At 53.0% G+C, this 18,972-nt stretch carries 16 protein-coding genes, 1 tRNA gene and 1 other RNA gene; 12 read left to right on the forward strand and 6 right to left on the reverse strand.

The window, feature by feature from the left end:
• Positions 1 to 18 precede the first annotated feature (18 nt).
• The 3 genes from purU to GW591_RS08130 all read left to right on the forward strand — a co-directional run bounded on the left by purU (position 19) and on the right by GW591_RS08130 (position 1,338).
• Complete coding sequence (gene purU / locus GW591_RS08120) at positions 19 to 867, forward strand: formyltetrahydrofolate deformylase (protein WP_013575956.1); 849 nt, start codon at positions 19 to 21, stop codon at positions 865 to 867.
• Positions 868 to 1,080: 213 nt separating this feature from the next.
• Positions 1,081 to 1,165 (forward strand) — tRNA-Tyr (locus GW591_RS08125).
• Between the two features lie 43 nt (positions 1,166 to 1,208).
• Positions 1,209 to 1,338, forward strand: a non-coding RNA gene (locus GW591_RS08130) — RtT sRNA.
• A gap of 56 nt (positions 1,339 to 1,394) precedes the next feature.
• Here GW591_RS08130 and GW591_RS08135 read toward each other — a convergent pair.
• The 3 genes from GW591_RS08135 to GW591_RS08145 are packed head-to-tail and all read right to left on the reverse strand — an operon-like array spanning position 1,395 to position 5,814.
• Positions 1,395 to 3,227: an ABC transporter ATP-binding protein gene (locus GW591_RS08135; RefSeq protein ID WP_015690072.1), complete on the reverse strand. Its 1,833-nt coding sequence runs from the start codon at positions 3,225 to 3,227 to the stop codon at positions 1,395 to 1,397.
• 1 nt (position 3,228) lies between these two features.
• Positions 3,229 to 4,662: a M81 family metallopeptidase gene (locus GW591_RS08140; RefSeq protein WP_121019211.1), complete on the reverse strand. Its 1,434-nt coding sequence runs from the start codon at positions 4,660 to 4,662 to the stop codon at positions 3,229 to 3,231.
• 12 nt (positions 4,663 to 4,674) lie between these two features.
• Positions 4,675 to 5,814: an ROK family transcriptional regulator gene (locus GW591_RS08145; protein ID WP_013575959.1), complete on the reverse strand. Its 1,140-nt coding sequence runs from the start codon at positions 5,812 to 5,814 to the stop codon at positions 4,675 to 4,677.
• 235 nt (positions 5,815 to 6,049) lie between these two features.
• Here GW591_RS08145 and GW591_RS08150 point away from each other — a divergent pair, with 235 nt between their 5' ends.
• The 4 genes from GW591_RS08150 to GW591_RS08165 are packed head-to-tail and all read left to right on the forward strand — an operon-like array spanning position 6,050 to position 10,334.
• On the forward strand, positions 6,050 to 7,594 hold the full coding sequence (locus tag GW591_RS08150) for an ABC transporter substrate-binding protein (protein ID WP_013575960.1): 1,545 nt from the start codon (positions 6,050 to 6,052) through the stop codon (positions 7,592 to 7,594).
• 27 nt (positions 7,595 to 7,621) lie between these two features.
• A complete protein-coding gene (locus tag GW591_RS08155; RefSeq protein WP_013575961.1) occupies positions 7,622 to 8,542 on the forward strand; it encodes an ABC transporter permease in 921 nt (306 codons plus the stop codon).
• Positions 8,542 to 9,408, forward strand: coding sequence for an ABC transporter permease (locus tag GW591_RS08160; RefSeq protein WP_121019210.1), 867 nt, complete (start codon positions 8,542 to 8,544; stop codon positions 9,406 to 9,408). The genes GW591_RS08155 and GW591_RS08160 overlap by 1 nt, the downstream gene beginning before the upstream one ends.
• Positions 9,405 to 10,334 (forward strand): ROK family protein, encoded by a 930-nt coding sequence (locus GW591_RS08165; RefSeq protein ID WP_166860450.1) that lies wholly within the window; start codon positions 9,405 to 9,407, stop codon positions 10,332 to 10,334. The genes GW591_RS08160 and GW591_RS08165 overlap by 4 nt, the downstream gene beginning before the upstream one ends.
• 174 nt (positions 10,335 to 10,508) lie before the next feature.
• On the opposite strand, the gene GW591_RS08170 is transcribed toward GW591_RS08165, so the two are convergent.
• Positions 10,509 to 11,078 (reverse strand): GNAT family N-acetyltransferase, encoded by a 570-nt coding sequence (locus tag GW591_RS08170; RefSeq protein WP_013575964.1) that lies wholly within the window; start codon positions 11,076 to 11,078, stop codon positions 10,509 to 10,511.
• Positions 11,079 to 11,179: 101 nt separating this feature from the next.
• Between GW591_RS08170 and dapF the strand changes: the two genes are divergently transcribed.
• From dapF to aroQ, 5 genes are all read left to right on the forward strand, one after another.
• Complete coding sequence (gene dapF, locus GW591_RS08175; RefSeq protein ID WP_166860453.1) at positions 11,180 to 12,019, forward strand: diaminopimelate epimerase; 840 nt, start codon at positions 11,180 to 11,182, stop codon at positions 12,017 to 12,019.
• Between the two features lie 323 nt (positions 12,020 to 12,342).
• Positions 12,343 to 13,722: an MFS transporter gene (locus tag GW591_RS08180; RefSeq protein ID WP_166860454.1), complete on the forward strand. Its 1,380-nt coding sequence runs from the start codon at positions 12,343 to 12,345 to the stop codon at positions 13,720 to 13,722.
• 105 nt (positions 13,723 to 13,827) lie between these two features.
• The gene (locus GW591_RS08185) at positions 13,828 to 15,090 is read left to right on the forward strand and encodes a gallate dioxygenase (protein ID WP_153376532.1); all 1,263 of its coding nucleotides are present in this window, start codon (positions 13,828 to 13,830) and stop codon (positions 15,088 to 15,090) included.
• Positions 15,087 to 15,920, forward strand: coding sequence for an amidohydrolase family protein (locus GW591_RS08190; protein WP_166860456.1), 834 nt, complete (start codon positions 15,087 to 15,089; stop codon positions 15,918 to 15,920). Before GW591_RS08185 ends, GW591_RS08190 begins: the two co-directional genes overlap by 4 nt.
• A gap of 16 nt (positions 15,921 to 15,936) precedes the next feature.
• Positions 15,937 to 16,377: a type II 3-dehydroquinate dehydratase gene (gene aroQ / locus GW591_RS08195; RefSeq protein ID WP_015690079.1), complete on the forward strand. Its 441-nt coding sequence runs from the start codon at positions 15,937 to 15,939 to the stop codon at positions 16,375 to 16,377.
• 71 nt (positions 16,378 to 16,448) lie between these two features.
• On the opposite strand, the gene GW591_RS08200 is transcribed toward aroQ, so the two are convergent.
• Positions 16,449 to 17,702, reverse strand: a complete 1,254-nt coding sequence (locus tag GW591_RS08200; protein ID WP_166860458.1) for an O-antigen ligase family protein — start codon at positions 17,700 to 17,702, stop codon at positions 16,449 to 16,451.
• Positions 17,695 to 18,807, reverse strand: a complete 1,113-nt coding sequence (locus GW591_RS08205; protein ID WP_166860460.1) for a glycosyltransferase — start codon at positions 18,805 to 18,807, stop codon at positions 17,695 to 17,697. The genes GW591_RS08200 and GW591_RS08205 overlap by 8 nt, the downstream gene beginning before the upstream one ends.
• Positions 18,808 to 18,972: the final 165 nt, after the last annotated feature.

The raw sequence follows: 18,972 nt of genomic DNA on the forward strand, positions 1-18,972 counted from the left end.
GACAGGATCCACAACCTCATGCCGCAACAGAACGTACAAACCAAGGTATTACGCACCATTTGCCCTGACGCAAAAGGTCTGATCGCCAAAATTACCAATATTTGCTACAAGCACGAACTTAATATCGTGCAAAACAACGAATTCGTCGATCACCGCACCGGACGCTTCTTTATGCGTACCGAGCTGGAAGGGATTTTCAACGACACCACGCTGCTGGCCGATCTTGACAGCGCGCTGCCTGCGGGTTCCGTGCGCGAACTCAACAGCACCGGACGCCGCCGCATTGTTATCCTGGTCACCAAAGAAGCCCATTGTCTGGGCGATCTGCTGATGAAAGCGGCTTACGGCGGTTTAGATGTCGAAATCGCTGCGGTGATCGGTAATCACGACACTCTGCAAACGCTGGTCGAGCGTTTTGATATTCCGTTCCATCTGGTCAGTCATGACGGCCTGACCCGCGAACAGCACGACAGCGCAATGATTGCGCAAATCGACCAGTATCAGCCTGATTATGTGGTGCTGGCTAAATACATGCGCGTGCTGACGCCGGGCTTTGTGCAGCATTATCCGCATCAGGTGATCAACATTCACCACTCATTCCTGCCGGCATTTATTGGCGCCCGCCCGTATCATCAGGCGTATGAGCGCGGCGTGAAACTGATTGGTGCTACCGCGCACTACGTGAATGACAACCTGGATGAAGGTCCGATCATCATGCAGGACGTGATTAACGTCGATCATACTTATACGGCGGAAGATATGATGCGCGCCGGTCGGGACGTTGAGAAAAACGTGCTCAGCCGTGCCTTATATCGCGTGCTGGCGCAGCGTGTCTTTGTTTACGGCAACCGCACTGTCATTCTGTAATCCGCCTTCTGACGGTGCTTTTCGCTCAGAGAAGCACCGTTAAGCGCAAAAAATCCGCAAACGAACTTTATTATCGCTTTCAGCGCTTTACACCTTCGAATCATTTGGTATTATGCGCCCCGTTCGCAGCTAACCGCTGCAGCGACAAAAATCATCCATGTAGCACATGATGGTTTTGGCCAAGAAGTATGTAGTAAATGCCACAAAAGTTGTGGTGGGGTTCCCGAGCGGCCAAAGGGAGCAGACTGTAAATCTGCCGTCATCGACTTCGAAGGTTCGAATCCTTCCCCCACCACCATCTTCTATGTGCAACCGCACCTTCCGAAAAATCCCAAACTAAATAAAAACTCAAATCGGGAAGGATGAAGAATCTTCGACACGAAGGTTCGGGCCGAGCGAAGCGAGACAGCGTTGCGCAGCAACGACCCGCAGGGCGAGGCCAGTGGCCGAGTAATCCTTCCCCCACCACCATCTTCCCGAGTTGTCCACTCAGTCTCTTCTGTACAAAGTCCCTTTACAGTTAACTATCAAACCTGAACAAAATGCCCTGCTGAGACTTCCTGATATTGCCTTTGCGGCGGAATATAGCCGTTATCGCGCACCGGGCTTTTCAGCTCATCGACCTGCATTTGCCGCTTAAGCATTCTGCGCGACGGATCCGGCACCGGCACTGACGCCATCAGTTTTCGCGTATAGGCATGCTGGGGATTATCGAATATCGCCGCACGCGGGCCAATCTCCACAATCTCACCGAGATACATCACCGCCACGCGATGACTCACCCGCTCGACCACCGCCATATCATGCGAAATAAACAGGTACGACAGATTCATGCTTTCCTGCAAATCGAGCAGCAAATTCACCACCTGCGCTTTCACCGACACATCCAGCGCGGAGACTGATTCATCCGCGACAATCACTTTCGGATCGAGCGTCAGCGCGCGTGCAATACAAATCCGCTGGCGCTGACCACCGGAAAACTCGTGCGGAAAGCGGCGCAGCATGTCCGGCGACAGTCCGACTTTTTGCAGTAACGACGCGGCTTTCTCTTTTGCATCGCTGCGGTTATGCAGTTTATGTTGCAGCATCGGTTCAATCAGCGCGTCACCAATACGCATACGCGGATTCAGGCTGGCAAACGGATCCTGGAATATCATCTGAATCCGCTGCCGCATCTGTAAAATATCGCGCTTGCCCAGATTCATCACATCAAAACCGTCGAAATCAATCGCGCCGCTGTGTGGTTTCAGCAGCCGTGTTACCGCGCGGCCGGTAGTGGATTTTCCGCAACCGGATTCCCCCACCAGCGACAGCGTTTCACCCTGGAATAAATCAAAGCTGATGTTTTCTACCGCATGTACCGCACCGACCTGACGGTTGAAGATGCCGCCATACACCGGGAAACGTGCGCTGAGATTTTTCACCGAGAGCAATGGCGTCAGCCCCGAAGCGACCGTTCCTGCCACTTCCCCCGGCACGCTTGCCTCACCGGTTTGCAGATTGATTTGCGGAAAACGCAACGGCCAGTCACGCCCCTGCATCGACCCGAGTTTCGGCACGGCGGCCAGCAAAGCACGGGTATAAGGATGTTGCGGGCGATGGAAAATATCCTCCGTCACCCCGCTTTCCACCGCTTCACCACGATACATCACCAGCGTGCGGTCAGCGATTTCCGCCACCACGCCCATATCGTGCGTGATAAACAACACCGCCATCCCTTCTTCTTCCTGCAACGTTTTAATCAGGTCCAGAATCTGTCCCTGAATGGTCACATCCAGCGCGGTCGTGGGTTCGTCGGCAATCAGTAATTTCGGTTTCAGCGCCAGCGCCATGGCGATCATCACGCGCTGGCGCATGCCGCCGGAAAACTGATGGGGATATTCATCAAACCTTTTGGTTGCATTGGGAATACGGACTTTTTCCAGCAACCGCAGAGTTTCTGCCCGCGCTTCGGAAGATGACATGCCCCGGTGCCGTTTGAGACTTTCGGCGATTTGCCTGCCGATACTGAATGTAGGATTGAGCGACGTCATTGGCTCCTGGAAAATCATCGCCATGTCATTGCCGCGAATATCACGCATCTGCTTATCCGAAAGCGCCAGCAAACTGCGCTGATTCAGCCAGACGTCACCCTCAATCCGGCTGCTTTGTGCTTTCAGCAAGCGCATCACCGACAACGACGTCACGCTTTTTCCCGAACCGGATTCGCCGACGATCGCCAGCGTTTCGCCGGGATAGACATCAAACGACAAATCGCGTACCACCGGCAGCCAGTCGTCTTCGCCGCGAAACGAGGTAGTGAGATGTTTCACGCTCAGCACGGGCTGACGGTTTTCCGGTTGTCCGGTGGTCGGGGTCATTTCATTTGCTCCTGGAGGAAAGCTGCACCTGCGGCACGTAGCTGAAGTCACGGTCAAACGGGAAAGTTTTACGCGGTTTGCGATGGCGTGGCAGGCGTTCGACAAACTGATCGACCACGCCATTCGACAGCGCCATCAGGTTCGGGCTGGCAATCGGTGCCAGTTCCGGTGACAGATAGCCGGATTTCACGACAACAATGTCCGCGGTATGCGGATCCAGTTCCAGCACGGTAAAGTCGCTGATGTTGTGATACGGGCGGCGGCGCGCCGACACCACCACATCAATTCCGCCAATGCGCAGCACGGCCTGACGGTCAGCCGGTGCCAGTGCGTCAAGCAGAAAGACGACTTCAAATTCACCTTTCACCTGCGGGCTGGAATGATCGAGCGACGCGCCAAGTGTCAGCGTCAGTATTGACCCGACACCGGCATTGAATGCCGCATCGGTTGCCGGTGCATCAGCAATCCCGGCCACAATGGTATTCTGCGCATACTGTTTGATCAGTTCCTGCAACACATCCGCGCGGTCACCGACACCGCCACCTGTCGGATTATCGCCGGAATCCGCCAGCACCACCGGCCGCGTTTCACTGGCAATCGCTTTTTTCACACAGGCCTCAACGGTGTCGGTTTCGCAGCCGAACACAAAATCTTCCCGTGCGTCCCAGTAAGCCTGTGCCAGTTGAGTGGCCTGCTGCTCCAGCCCAGTACGGTCGGTGCCGGTCATGATCACCGCCGCCGTCGCACGCGGCTCATCCGCCCACACATAACCCACCATCAGTGAGCTGTCCCATACGCCGTCAACTTCATCCATTTCCGGCAAACGGGCGTACAAACTTTTCGCCGGTTCATCTTCCGTACTGGTGCGCTCGCCGGGTAACACCACCGGTACCGGCACCCACAGCAGCGTCGGTTTTACGCCGGTTTGCAGATGCTTTACCAGCATGGCGACAGAACGGCGCATGGTTTCCTCCACATCAATATGCGGCGCAGTGCGGTAAGTCGAAAACATATCAATGGCGTCAATAATGCGTTGTGACACGTTGCCATGCAGATCATAACTGACGCTGATCGGGCAATCCGGCCCGACGGCTTTACGCGCCGCGGCAATCCAGTCACCTTCGGCATCCTCCAGCCCTTCAACATACATCGCGCCGTGCATCGCCAGATACAAACCGTCGAACGGTTTTCGCGCCTCCAGACCCGCCAGCATTTCCGCTTTGAATTTATCGTACGTCGCACGCGCTACCGGACCACCGGCAATAGCACGGGCGTGAATGGTCGGTAAAAACGTCGCAGGATAGTCCTGCAAAAAACGAAAGCGCGGTGATGCCAGTAACTGCGCATCACGCACGACGGTGAAATCCTTTTCCTCGTTAAGCACCGGATTGTAAGTGCTGCATTCAATATGGATACCGCTGACCGCTATACGCATGTTGCTCATTCCTCAGACAGGCTTCAGACCAACCAGAAAGCGATGTGCGGCTATACTCGCCGCCGCGCGCGCCCAGGTGTCGTCGTTTAGGGTAAAAGTACGAACCGGTGTTTTACCGGCGTTGCCCGGCAACACATTGGCTTCAACAGACTGATGTACAACCGTGCCGAACAGCCCGGAAAAATCGGCATCCTGATGGGCAATCAGGATCAGGTCCGGGTCATTGATTTGAATCAGATGCGATATCGCCAGGCCCAGCGCAGAACCGGCACGGTGCAAAATACGGATTGCCGCCGTCTGGCCCTGCATCGCCAGTTGTTCCAGCCCGCCGATCGTGGAAGCATCCAGCCCTTCAGCTTTGGCCATTTCCGCAATAGCATTGAGGGAGGCCAGCGTGTCGAGACAACCGCGCTTGCCGCAGCGGCATGGTGAACCGTTCAGCTCCAGCGTGCAGTGCGCGATCTCCCCTGCACCGCCGTGTAAACCACGATGCAATTGCCCGGCGATGAAATGCGCGCTGCCAATCCCCGCCCCGTGGCTGACCAGCGTAAAGCTGCTCAGATCCCGCGCCTGACCAAAACTTTTCTCGCTTACCGCCAGCGCTTTGGCGTCATTTTCAATAGCCACGTCCATGCCTGTCGCCTGCGAAATCAGCCTGGCCAGCGGCACATCCCGCCAGCCCAGCAACGCCGACTGCACGCAGGTCGACTGATGCTCATCAATAAGACCCGATAGCGTCACGCCCAGCCCGACCAGCTTTTTTGCCGCCTCGGGATGAGGCTCGAGTAACGCCGGTAAGGCGCTGGCGATATTGGCTGCCAGTTGTTGCGGATCCGCATCAGCAGCAAAAGACACCCGCGAAAGTATTTCGCCATGCAGATTGATCAGGGCCATTTGCGCCGGATTTTGCAGCAAAGAAACACCGGCAAACCACGCGCCGTCAGGATGCACGACCAGACGTACCGACGGTCTCCCCTGTCCGCTGCCCGGCACCGTTTCTGCCTCATGCAGAAAACCGGCCTCGATCATCTCGCGTACCACGCCGCCGATAGCCGCTTTACTCATTCCTGAGGACTGCGCCAGTTCGGTACGGCTTAAACCGCCTGCGGCATTCACTGCGCCCAAAATCTGACGTTGCAAAGTTGTTAGCATATTCGTTTTGGCGCTCTCAGTTTTCGCTCATCTGCATTGACATTAAACGGTAGAAATGGATATATCAATGCCAATTAGTTCACAAATTAAACTAAATGTTCCGATATAAGTATTTCATATGAACTATTTGTTAAATCTCTTTGTTAAAACAAACTGTCATTAAAACCGGCGTTTTACTCAACCGGCAGACTGAGCCAGAGCCACTTAATCCGATTTTTCACGCAGAGGGCAGAACATGAAGATTACCCGTTATATCCGGCGTCCCTTACCGTTAACGCTGCTGAGCAGCGCCCTTCTCGCCGCGTTTTCGCTGCCGGTGTTTGCCGCCACGCTGAACGTGATGCAAAACGAAGCGCCGCGCAGTATGGATCCGGGCAACCAGACCGCGACCTTTACCGGCACGGTACTGGATCCAATGTATGAAGGTCTGCTGCGTATGTCGCCGCAACTCAAACCGGAAGCGGCGCTGGCGACCTCGTGGAGCAGCGATGAAAGCGGGCTGGTGTGGACCTTCAAACTGCGCAGTGGCGTCACTTTCCACGACGGTACACCGTTTAACGCTGACGCCGTTGTCGCCAACTTTGCCCGCCATCTCGATACCAAACGCGGGCTGGCCGCCAGCGGACGTCTGCGTACTTTCCTTGACAGCGTCACCAAAACCGACGATTCCACCGTTGTCTTCAAACTGAAAAAACCCTATCCCGCCTTCCTGAATTTACTGACTACCGGCGCCTGTCTGATGGTCAGCCCTGCAGCGGATAAAACCGGTACGCTGGACAGCAAAGCGGTCGGCACCGGACCGTACAAAATGGTGCAGTACAAAACCGGCGAATTCGTGCTGGAAGAAAAATATCCGGGTTACTGGGGTGATAAAGCCGCCGGGCCGGACGACATTAAATGGACCTGGAGCGCTGAGCCTTCGGTCATGAACATGGCGTTGCAGGCGGGTGAAACCGACGTCATCAACCCTGTGCCGCCACAATTTGCCCGCGTACTGAAAAATAATCCTAAATTCAGTTTGCATGAAAGCCCGGGTGCCGCCGTGTTCTGGGTTGCGCTGAATACCGACCTTAAACCCCTGAGTGACGTCCGCGTCCGTCAGGCACTGAACTATGCCACCGACCGCGACGGACTGGTGCGCGCCATCATGTCCGGTTTCGCACAACCGGCGAATTCCCCGCTGGCACCGGTGACCGCCGGTTATGACAAAACACTGAACCCGTATCCGCTGGATCTGGCAAAAGCCAAAGCCCTGCTCAAAGAAGCCGGTGTGGCTGACGGTTTCACGATGTCGATTGCCGTACAGGGCCAGGATGCCCGTATCGGTCAGGTGCTGCAAAGCATGTGGGCGAAAATCGGCGTGAAACTTGACGTGCGGATCATGGAAAGCGGCGTGTGGACTAAAGCCGCGTTTGCCGATCAGGCCGGTAAAAAAGCCGATAACACCGGTGCGGTGCTGGCTTCCTGGTCTTCCGGCGCCAACGGCGCAGATCTGCAACTCCGTCCGCTGTATTACAGCAAAAGCTTCGCACCCGGCGGCGCAAATCTGGGCTTCTTCAGTGACCCGAAACTGGACGACATGTTAGACAAAGCCGCCTCAACGCTGGATGAAAACACCCGCAACGCGATTTACGTTGACGCCCAGAAAGAAATTAACCAGCAGGCACCGCAGGTGCTGTTGTATTACCAGAATGATTTGTACGCCACCGGCACGAATATTTCAGGTGTCACGATGATCCCGGGTGGACAAATTGTGGTGAAAGATGCACAGAAAAAATAACCGCAGTATCTACAGTGGAAAATAGCCATGAAAGCCTATCTTGCCAAAAAGCTCATCGCCTTCCCGGTCATCCTGATCGGGGTGTCGATGCTGATTTTTGTGTCCATCCGCGCGCTGCCGGGCGATCCGGCGCGTCTGATGGCCGGGCCTGAAGCGACACAGGAAGCGGTCGATGCCATGCGCGTTCGTCTCGGGCTGGATCAGCCGCTGGTGACGCAATATCTGCATTTTGCCGGTGATGTGTTGCATGGCAATCTCGGCATCTCGCTACAGTCGCAGCAGCCGGTCACGCAGGAAATCGGGGAACGAATGCCGTATACCCTGATGCTGGCGGTGCTGGCGTACTTTCTGGCTGTAGCGGTTGGCGTTCCGGCGGGCATGATAGGCGCGGTTTACCGCAACCGCTGGCCGGATTTTGGCGTGATGTTACTGGCGATTGCCGGCGCGTCCATCGCCAACTTCTGGCTGGGGCTGATGGCAATGAATACTTTTTCGGTCAATCTCGGCTGGCTGCCGCTGCTCGGCGCGACATCATGGAAAAGCTACATTCTGCCTTCCGTGACGCTGGCGGTTTTACCCATGGCGGTGATGGCGCGCATGACGCGTTCCAGCATGCTGGATGTCTTGTCGGAAGATTATATCCGCACCGCGCGCGCCAAAGGTTTGTCCGCCACTACCGTGTATTGCAGCCATGCGTTTCGCAATGCGCTGATCCCGATTGTCACTATTGTGGCGCTCAATTTCGGCAGCCTGATTGGCGGCGCAGTCGTCACCGAATCCGTCTTTAACTGGCCGGGCATTGGTCGCCTGCTGGTGGATTCCGTGCGTTATCGCGATTATCCGGTCATTCAGGGCGTGGCGCTGGTCGCCGTCTGCGGCGTGGTGGTAATGAACCTGCTCGGTGAATTACTGATTGCTTTCCTGAATCCAAAAATAAGGTTCGATTAATGTCTGCCATTATCACGCAATTACCCCGTCGCAAACCGCGCACGTTGCGGTTGTTCCGCTGGTTATGGCGTCATCCGGCCGTGGCTCTCGGGGGATTTATTGTCAGCCTGATCGTGCTGATGGGCTTGTTTGCGCCATTGATCACCCGTCACGATCCTTACGCACAAGACCTGATTGATACCCTGCTTTCTCCGAATGCAAGTCACTGGTTCGGTACGGATGATTATGGCCGCGATATCTTCGCCAGAGTGATTTATGGTGCGCGGATTTCGATTATCGAAGTGGTACTGAGCGTCGGGCTGGCAATGATTATCGGCATTCCGCTGGGAATTATCGCCGGCATGGCGGGCCGTTATACCGACATGATCATCATGTGGTTTATGGACATGCTGTTTGCTTTTCCGGGCATCGTGCTGGCCATTCTGGTGGTCAGTATTCTCGGCGGCGGGCTGGTGAACTTGCTGATCGCGATTTCATTATTTGCCATTCCGGTATATGCACGCCTCAGCCGTAACCTGACGCTCGGTTTAAAGCAGATGGAATACGTGGAAGCCGCGCAGGCGCTGGGTTTATCAAATTACCGTATTATCGTGCATTACATTTTGCGCAATGCCATCGGGCCGATTATCGTGCAATCGACGCTGACTGCCGGCACGGTGATTCTCGCCGCCGCCAGTCTGTCATTTCTGGGGCTTGGCGTGCAGCCGCCGATGCCGGAATGGGGTACCATGATGAGCGATGGCCGGAACTTCCTCGGCATTAATATTTACCTTTCGCTGTTCCCCGGTCTGGCCATTATGCTGACCGTGCTTGGTTTTAACGTACTGGGCGACGGACTGCGAGATTTACTGGACACACGCTCATGAGTTCTGCAGTTTTTTGCGCCGATATCGGCGGTTCATTTATTAAATTTGGTGTTTCACGTTATTCCGGCGAAGTGGAAGAATGCGGCAAAGTGCCGACACCCGTTGCCTCATGGAATGATTTCGTTAACGCCATGCAAAATCTGATCGACACGTATGGTGCTGATTTACCGGCTGGCACACCACTGGCGATTTCCACCGCCGGGCTGGTCTCCCCCCAAACCGGCGAAATGCTGGCCACCAACATTCCCGCGTTCACCGGACATTCTCTGGCGCAAGATCTCAGTGCTGCGCTGGACCGTCCGGTCACCGCCGCCAACGATGCAGATTGTTTTGCCCTCGCTGAAGCCCATGCCGGTAACGCACAACATCAGTCCGTCGTGGCGGCGATTATTTTAGGTACCGGCGTCGGCGGAGGACTGGTGATCAACAGCCAGCTCGTCCGCGGTCACGGCGGCGTCACCGGCGAATGGGGACACGGTGCGATTACCCGCACAGAACTGACGATTGACAACAAAAAATACGCCGTTCCGCGCCTGAAATGTGGCTGCGGCCAGACTGGCTGCCTCGATATGCTCGGCGGTGCGCGTGGCATGGAACGTTTGCATCAGCATTTTCACAGCCAGCAAAATACCAGTCTGGAGATTGTCACCGGCTGGCTGAACGGGCATCCCGGTTGTTCGCTGACCGTAAGCGCCTGGCTGGAACTGGTCGCCGAACCGCTGGCGCTGCTGGTCAACATCCTCGGCCCTTCCCGTATCGTCGCGGGCGGCGGGCTGGCCTCGGCAAAAGAACTTATCGCGGCGCTGGATGTGAAAGTACGCGGCGGTGTGCTGCACACTTATGCAGAACCGTTGCTGATACCGGGGAAATTTTTGACCGACGGCGGATTAGTGGGGGCATCGGTACTGGGGAGAATGCAGAGTTAGTTGTTTGATCCTTTCCCTGCAATGGCCGTACAGTTTTGGTTTCAACTCCTCCCCCTGCGAAGGGGGAGGCAGGGAGGGGGTTTTAAGTATTGAAACAAAGGCCTGCGTGGTCACGTATCCCACTGATTTATCTTTAATACCCCAACCCAACCCTCCCCTTCGCAGGGGAGGGAGTCAGACCCGTTTTAGCCGATACAAACAATGTTCCCGCAACCAGTGCCCTTCCTCAATCACCGGATGCATGAAGTTCTCTTCGGGATCGCACACCATTCCCAGCTTTTTCATCACTGCCTGTGAGCGGACATTCGGCAGCGCTGTAAATGCCACAATTTCGTTGAGCCCTAGCTGAATAAACCCGGCATCCAGCGCAGCGCGGGCAGCTTCGGTGCAAAAACCCTGTCCCCACGCATCCGCCCGTAAACGCCAGCCGACTTCAACGCACGGGTTGAACGGCAGGTTATATCCCGGTGTATGCAACCCGACGAAGCCCATAAACTCGCCGGTTTCACGTAACTCAACCACCCAGATCCCCCACCCACGTTCAGTGATCAAATCCCGACAGCGGATCGCCATTTCATCACTTTTTTCACGGGCCAGCACTGACGGGAAAAATTCCATCACCTGCGGATCCGCGTTCATGGCGGCAAAAGGTTCAAAATCTTTATCCTGCCACTGGCGCAAAATCAGTCGCGATGTGGTGATAGCCAGCGGCGGCGATGCAACGGGGACGGTAAAAGACTGCATAAACAACTCCTTTTTTATGGCAGACATGGGTTAAAAGTAAATTCTGGTATTTCCTGTTAATGATATTTATAACAATAATAAATAATTCCGGAGCTGCCATTATGATTTTTCACCGCTATCACGGACTGGGTAACGATTATCTGGTCTGCCATCACCGCGTCGCCGCCCTGCTCAGTAACCAGCAAATCCGGCGCATCTGCGATCGTCATTACGGCATCGGTTCCGACGGTTTGCTGATCGACAATGACGATGCAGATATCCCCTCCCTGCGTATTATCAATCCTGACGGTTCAGAAGCTGAGAAAAGCGGCAACGGTCTGCGTATTTATGCGCGTTATTTGTTTGATATTGGCCGCGTCGCGCATGAGCCGTTTCTGGTGAATACACCGGGCGGGCAAGTACGTTGCGAAGTCACCGACGGCGCCCATCAGGTGATCGTGGATATGGGGCAGGCAAAATTCTCGCCAGCCGCTCTACCCGCCAGTGTAGAAGGCGATGAAGCTCTCGCGCTACCCATCGTCGCGGGCGGGCATAATCTCAGTGCGACGCTGGTATCCATGGGCAATCCGCACTGCGTGATCCGGGTGGACAAACTGGATCTGGATTTAGTAAAGCAACTCGGCTCAGAGATTGAAACGCTGGCGATTTTCCCGAAACGTACCAACGTGCAGTTCGCGCAAGTCCTTGATCGCAACAATATCAGCATCGGCATCTGGGAGCGCGGCGCGGGTTATACGCTGGCTTCCGGCAGCAGCAGTTGCGCGGCAGCCAGCGCGATGCGCAAACTCGGGCTGGTGGATGACCATGTCACGGTACATATGCCGGGCGGAAAACTCGCCATCAGTTTCAGCGGCGACTTTCAGGTCAACATGCGTGGCCCGGTGCAGAAAATCGCCATAATTACCCTCGATAACGACTGCTTCCGGGATATGCCGGCATAGCATTCTGGCCTGCTGAACGTTCCCGGCTCACCTCCCTTGCATGAAACTCTCCTGACGGCAGCCTGTCTGCCGCTCATTCTGTACGACCCCCTATAAACAAAACTCATACCTGCATAATGATTTTATGGCAGACAGCATGCTTTGCAGCCCCTAAGTTGGTTATCAGGAAACACAACAATGAATAACCAACTTACTGTTTAATAAATAAAATAATACTTATAAAAACCTCTCACGGCCGTTCTCCGTGCTTAACCGGTCAGTGAAATTTTGTTCAAAGTTTTAATCCGATCACATATTAATAAAAAAAACAGAGAGCGTACCCTATGAGCAACAACACCATCGTGGATGTGAAAACGTGGATAGATGAACGCCCGATATCGAAATATCAATGGGTGGTTTTATCGCTGTGTTTCATCATCATCATGTTCGACGGTTATGACGCCGCGGTGATGGGCTTTATCGCCCCGGCGCTGATCGAAGACTGGGGCATCAGCCGCGCGGAAATGGGGCCGATCCTGGGTGCCGCCATGTTTGGCGTGGCGATCGGCGCGCTGATTGCCGGACCGAACGCGGATCGCTTCGGCCGCAAGCGGGTGCTGATGTGGTCGATTCTGTGTTTCGCCCTGTTCAGTCTGCTGAGTACCTTTGCCCGCACGCCGATGGAAATGGCGATCCTGCGTTTTCTCACCGGTCTCGGCTTAGGCGCGGTCATGCCCAATACCGTGACGCTGGTGTCGGAATACATGCCCGAACGCCGCCGCAGCCTGATGATCACTGTGATGTACAGCGGCTTTAACGTCGGTTCCGGCGCGGGGGGATTTGTCGCGGCCGGTCTGTTGCCGCACTTTGGCTGGAAAGCAGTAATTTTTGCCGGTGGGATTTTGCCGCTGCTGATGCTGCCGTTACTGCTGTGGATCCTGCCGGAATCCGCCATGTACATGGTGGTGCGTGACGTCGCGAAAGAAAAAATTGCCAAAGTGCTGACCCGCGCCGGGGGTGTTTTCAGCGAAGGAACCAAATTTGTGCTCAAGGCGCCGGTTATTCAGAAAAAAGCCAAAGTATTCCAGCTTTTCACCAACGGCTACGCCAAAGGCACGATGGTGTTGTGGGTCACTTACTTCATGGGCCTGTTCGTGATTTATCTGCTCAACGGCTGGTTGCCAACCATTATGCGTAACGGCGGTTTCTCGCTGGAACGCGCGGCTATCGTCGCCGGTTTGTTCCAGTTAGGCGGAACCTTCGGTGGCCTGATGGTCGGCGGGCTGATGGACAGATTCACCGCCAAACGTGTCATTGCGGGTTTCTACATGATGGGCGTGGTCAGCCTGCTGTCGCAAGGTATTGGCAACTTTGGCCCGGATATTCTCGCCCTGCTGGTGTTCATCAGCGGTGTGTGTATTAACGGCGCACAGACCGGTTTGCAGGCGTTTTCTCCGGCCTTCTATCCGACCGAAATGCGTGCCACCGGCGTCTGCTGGATGCACGGTATCGGCCGCAGCGGCGCGATTATCAGTTCATCGATGGGCGGCGTTCTGCTGGGCGTTTTCTCCGGCCAAAACATGATCTTTATTATTCTGGCGCTGCCTGCGTTGCTGGCGGGGCTGAGCATTCTTTTACACCGCGCGGCGCACCCGGCCGAGATGATCAAAGGCGTTGATATTACTGACATCCCGGAGTTGTCGCGCACCATGAATATCCGCTAGTCTCCGGATTAGCCACCTGATAATTAGAAACATATTCATCACCATAAATAATGCGGCGCGACGTGCGTGTCGCAGTTACCCTACAAAAAGTATTGAGGATTTAAGATGGCGAAAATCATAGGCGGTTTAGCAGTTTCACATACCCCGACCATCGGTTTTGCGGTTGACCATAACAAGCAGGAAGAAAGCGCCTGGGTGCCGATTTTCGAGAGTTTTGCGCCAATGCAAAAATGGCTGGATGAGAAAAAACCGGACGTGCTGGTCTACATTTTCAACGACCATGTGACCTCGTTCTTCTTCGATCACTATTCCGCCTTTACGTTAGGTATCGACGAGCAATATGAAGTGGCCGATGAAGGCGGCGGCCCGCGTGATCTGCCTGCGGTCAAAGGCCATGCGGCGCTGTCGCAGCATATCGGTGCCAGCCTGATGGCGGACGAATTCGATATGTCGTTCTTCCAGGATAAGCCGTTGGATCACGGTTTGTTCTCGCCGCTTTCGGCCCTGCTCCCGCATGAAGGCGGCTGGCCGACACAAATCGTTCCGCTGCAAATCGGCGTATTACAGTTCCCTATTCCCACCGCCCGCCGCTGCTACAAACTCGGTCAGGCGCTGCGCCGTGCAATTGAAAGTTTCCCGGAAGATTTAAACGTGGCGATTGTCGCCACCGGCGGCGTGTCGCATCAGGTTCACGGCGAACGCTGCGGGTTTAACAACCCGGACTGGGATGAGCAGTTTGTCGATATGATCGTCAACGACCCGGAACGTCTGACCGAAATGACGCTGGCCGAATTCGCCACGCTGGGCGGCATGGAAGGCGCGGAAGTGATCATGTGGCTGGTGATGCGTGGTGCGCTGTCAGCCAATGTGAAGAAACTGCATCAGGCTTATTACCTGCCGTCGATGACCGGTATCGCCACGCTGATCCTCGAAAATCAGTCGCGTGAAGCACCGTATGATGTGCAACAGCGCCAGCGTGACAAAATCGCGCAACAAATGGCGGGCGTTGAAAAGCTGCCGGGCACCTATCCGTTCACCCAGGCACGCAGTCTGAAAGCGTTGCGCATCAACCGTTTCCTGCACCGTCTGATCCAGCCTGCATGGCGTGAACGTTTTCTTATCGATCAACATGCGCTGTTTACCGAAAACAAGCTGACGGACGAGGAACAGCAACTGCTGCGCGAACTCGACTGGCGCGGCATGATCCATTACGGCGTCAGTTTCTTTCTGCTGGAAAAACTCGGCGCGGTAGTCGGTGTGTCCAACTTACATATTTATTCCGCGATGCGGGGCGAATCGCTGGAAGAATTCCAGAAAACCCGCAATCAGCAAGTTCTCTATTCAGTAGCAGGTAAAGCGAAAGCATGACAATTTTTGAGCAACCCAAGATCGACACCCATCACCACGTGTTTGATCCGGCGCGCTTTCCGTACCTTCCGGACACGCCGTATCGTCCGGAAGGTCACGAGATTGGCACCACCGAGTATTACCGTGCCGTGATGCAGGCGTACAACATCCGCCACTCGCTGATTGTCGGCCCGACCTCGGGATATAACACCGACAGTGCGTGTCTGCTGGATGCGCTGGCAAAAGGCAACGGGCGCTTCAAAGGCATTGCCGTGGTGCCGTTTGACATCGGCATTGAGCGGCTTGCAAACCTGAAAAATGCCGGTGTGGTCGGAATTGCCATGAACGTCGCGATGCTCGGCACGGAGTCGTTTTTGCATCTCGACGGCCTGATGGGGCGTCTTGCCGAACTGGATATGTTCGCCGCCATTCAGGTGCAAAACGATCAGCTTCTGGCGTTGTTGCCGCTGATTAACCGTACCCGCACGCGGCTGCTGATTGATCACTCAGGACGACCAGACGTTACGCAGGGGTTGCAACAACCGGCTTTTCAGGCACTGCTCAGCCTCGCTGACCAGCAAAGAGCCTGGGTAAAACTCTCAGGCTTAGCGAAATTCAGCCGTCAGCCTTTCCCGTATCAGGACGGGCACGCCTACCAGCACGCCCTGCTGGATGCCTTCGGCGCGGAGCATTGCATGTGGGGTTCCGACTGGCCGTTCCTGCGGGCGGAGCACCGGATGGATCTCGGTACGTTACTGATGCTGGTCGGACAATTATTTCCTGATGAAAAGATCCGCCAGCAGATTTTGTGGCAGACCCCGAAAGATTTGTTTGGATTTACGGATTACTGAAAAAAGGCAGACACTGATGAACTACAACATTGCCGTATTCAACGGCCCGAATCTCAATTTACTGGGCACCCGTGAACCGGAAACCTACGGTCACGACACGCTGGCGACCATCGAAAAGCTTTGTCATCAGACTGGCGAAAACTGCGGCGCAAAAATCGAATTCTTCCAGACCAATCACGAAGGAGATCTGATTGACCGCATTCAGGCATGCCGTGGCAAAGTGGACGCGATTGTGCTCAACGCCGCTGCGTGGACGCACACGTCCGTCGCCATCCGCGACGCCGTGACCGCCGTCAGCCTGCCGCTGTACGAAGTGCATATCACCAACGTGCATAAACGCGACGCCTTCCGCCACCATTCATTCCTTTCCGACGTTGCCGTCGGCGTAATCTGCGGTTTTGGCATTCAGGGCTATGAATATGCGATCAGACAGGCTGTGGTGAATCTGAATAAATAAAGCAGATTTTTGGAAAGTAAAACTTAAATAACATAAGGATTCAGAGTGTGAATCCTTATATTTCAGGCATGTTATTCAGCAGATTTTCGCGTACCAATACAGCAGACCGCCAGCGATATGACAAACAATGTTGCTGTCTGATCATAAAGAATCACTGAATCCGTCAGTCCGGTAACGAATAAAGCAATAAATGGAAGCACCATGCCTTTAATATTAACTTTCCTCACCCACCCATAGATTAAAACCAGATAAGGCAGCAATAAGGAAAACGTTCCTAATAATCCCTGAAGTGTAGTGACCTCAAGAAATTCGTTGTGCATATTATATTGAACATTGGTATAGCCTTCCGTGTTTTCCGGATGATGCGTTTTGATAAACGCTCTGGCCAACGTGGTTCTCTCATCAGGCGTAGTAAAACCAATATGGTGATGTAACAGGTATATGCCACTTTCCCAGATCGCCACCCTGGCCCCCAGTGATGTTGAACTTTGTACATCATATTTCTGGATATCATTAATACCCTGAGCCCAGCGATGCCCGGTGATGCCTAAAATCGTCACAATAGCGAGCACGACCAACCCCGCCATCTGCCAATTTTTTCTTAAGTCTATTTTATACTCTAAAAATATAAAGGTAAGTTTAAGGAATATGAGAGCGAGAATGGTAATTCTTGTCCCACATAAATACAGGAGGATAAAGGTCAGTATAAAAGCCCCTAGATCCACACATTTTGAATAACGATGATTTTCTAACCGGCTTAACCCCAGATAAGCCGCGTATATGAAAATAATCATATAGGAGGACATTGACGATGCATCAGTCGTCAGTTTTATCCGGTCATTCACGGTATAAAAATGTTCATGTAACCCGAAGCCCAGCGTAACAATCAACCCCAGCACGATTATTACTTTACTTAAGAATATAGTTTTTTGAGTTGTCAGCGAACCATACACAGAAAGACATAAGATGACAAAAGCACCCAGCAGGATCCTTTTGCTCCCTACTAAATAATTGTTAATGATGCCTGCGCTCGTCGGCGAGGGATCTATGCCATTATGCTTTAGCATCATTGCCCAGACAAAACGGACTGCGGCTAAAAAAAACAATGAAAAGAACATCACCAGATAAAAATGTTCATTCTTAAATGAGATATCCTTTTTGTAAATAGCATATAAAGTGGTAAAAAAACTGACGTAAGAAACAACATAGAATATTTTTTGTGGCCATCCGGTAATAAACATGCTCAATGAAAGTGAAATGCAAAGAGCAATAACTGATGCATTAACAATTATTTTCAAAGGAGCTGTAGCAGATTTGCTATTCATCTTTTCCCTCAGCAATCTTATTAAGAATATTCTTAAAATTATTCATATACGCATCTTCGTAAAACTTCCCGATACTTTCCTTTATCACGGCCTGCTCTGGCAATACCCGATCACTGCCTATTTTATTAATGATTTGAGAAAGCGTAATAATGTCATTTTGCGGATAAAGTTGCCCATTAATATTGTTTTCAATTATTTCTGACGGACCGCTGATACAATCAGAGGAGACGCAATATATTCCCCGGGATATCGCTTCCAGCAGCACAAGCGGGAAGCCTTCGAAATTAGACGTCATGACCAGGCAAGTGACTTCTTTGATATTATTTTCGACATATTCCCAGGGGTCACTTTGCCATCCATGCCAGGTAATCTGATCAGAAATCCCCGACTGTTGCGTATAAGATTGACATATGGCCAAATCTTCACCATCTCCCACGATATCTAATGACCAGCGGACATTGACCCGGGCAAGCGAATCAAAGAGATCTTTTAACTGCTTTTGTCTTTCAAAATGTATTCTGCCGATGTAGAGGATTCTGAGCGACTCGGGTCTTAAAATAACCGTATCCGTTTTTTTCACGGGGTTAAAAATCACATCGACGTTATTTTTGTCGACACCCAACTCTGTCAGTTGATTTTTTATTTCATCGCTGATCGCAAAATGATGTTCTGCTGATAACAGATAATGCGGGCGATACCGCTCCCGGGGTGGAAGATGCATCCATGTCGATAAAACAGTCTTATGCGCAGAAAAGGTAATTGCACGACGTGCCATTAAGCTGGGTATTGTATTAAGTGTAATGACATGTTCTGGTTTATATTTTCTGATAAAAAAGAGAAGCCGCAGAGTATGTATGAAGTTTTTTACTTTTTTATTTCGTAGTGTGCAGACACTTTCAAATAGCACGGCATTATCGAGCCAGGATTTTGAGTACGTCTTTTCACCACTATTGATGACGAAAAAACCCGCCTCAAACTCTTCACTCTTTTTGAGTGCTGATATTACCTGGCTGGTCACGTTTTCCATGCCGCCACGCCCGATAAGTAAATCTGTCACAAGCACTATTTTCTTTTTATTAATAACTTCTTTTTCTTTAGTTATCATAGTCCAGTCTCTTCACAGCCCTCAAACCGCGAGAGCAATATTCAACCTTTATTTCTCAACACATATTTATACAAGGTTTATCAAAAAACAGGCATTCCCTTCACAAGGGCGGCCATCTTACCTTAAAATGACAGGCCATTCATGTACAAAACAGACACAAACGTA

It is taken from the genome of Rahnella aceris (assembly GCF_011684115.1).
GTDB classification, from domain to species: Bacteria; Pseudomonadota; Gammaproteobacteria; order Enterobacterales; family Enterobacteriaceae; genus Rahnella; species Rahnella aceris.

Excerpts from the sequence above, each read along its gene's own strand:
- purU (WP_013575956.1), top strand. The coding sequence starts at position 19 with ATGCCGCAACAGAACGTACAAACCAAGGTATTACGCACCATTTGCCCT.
- GW591_RS08135 (WP_015690072.1), bottom strand. The coding sequence starts at position 3,227 with ATGACCCCGACCACCGGACAACCGGAAAACCGTCAGCCCGTGCTGAGC.
- GW591_RS08140 (WP_121019211.1), bottom strand. The coding sequence starts at position 4,662 with ATGCGTATAGCGGTCAGCGGTATCCATATTGAATGCAGCACTTACAAT.
- GW591_RS08145 (WP_013575959.1), bottom strand. The coding sequence starts at position 5,814 with ATGCTAACAACTTTGCAACGTCAGATTTTGGGCGCAGTGAATGCCGCA.
- GW591_RS08150 (WP_013575960.1), top strand. The coding sequence starts at position 6,050 with ATGAAGATTACCCGTTATATCCGGCGTCCCTTACCGTTAACGCTGCTG.
- GW591_RS08155 (WP_013575961.1), top strand. The coding sequence starts at position 7,622 with ATGAAAGCCTATCTTGCCAAAAAGCTCATCGCCTTCCCGGTCATCCTG.
- GW591_RS08160 (WP_121019210.1), top strand. The coding sequence starts at position 8,542 with ATGTCTGCCATTATCACGCAATTACCCCGTCGCAAACCGCGCACGTTG.
- GW591_RS08165 (WP_166860450.1), top strand. The coding sequence starts at position 9,405 with ATGAGTTCTGCAGTTTTTTGCGCCGATATCGGCGGTTCATTTATTAAA.
- GW591_RS08170 (WP_013575964.1), bottom strand. The coding sequence starts at position 11,078 with ATGCAGTCTTTTACCGTCCCCGTTGCATCGCCGCCGCTGGCTATCACC.
- dapF (WP_166860453.1), top strand. The coding sequence starts at position 11,180 with ATGATTTTTCACCGCTATCACGGACTGGGTAACGATTATCTGGTCTGC.
- GW591_RS08180 (WP_166860454.1), top strand. The coding sequence starts at position 12,343 with ATGAGCAACAACACCATCGTGGATGTGAAAACGTGGATAGATGAACGC.
- GW591_RS08185 (WP_153376532.1), top strand. The coding sequence starts at position 13,828 with ATGGCGAAAATCATAGGCGGTTTAGCAGTTTCACATACCCCGACCATC.
- GW591_RS08190 (WP_166860456.1), top strand. The coding sequence starts at position 15,087 with ATGACAATTTTTGAGCAACCCAAGATCGACACCCATCACCACGTGTTT.
- aroQ (WP_015690079.1), top strand. The coding sequence starts at position 15,937 with ATGAACTACAACATTGCCGTATTCAACGGCCCGAATCTCAATTTACTG.
- GW591_RS08200 (WP_166860458.1), bottom strand. The coding sequence starts at position 17,702 with ATGAATAGCAAATCTGCTACAGCTCCTTTGAAAATAATTGTTAATGCA.
- GW591_RS08205 (WP_166860460.1), bottom strand. The coding sequence starts at position 18,807 with ATGATAACTAAAGAAAAAGAAGTTATTAATAAAAAGAAAATAGTGCTT.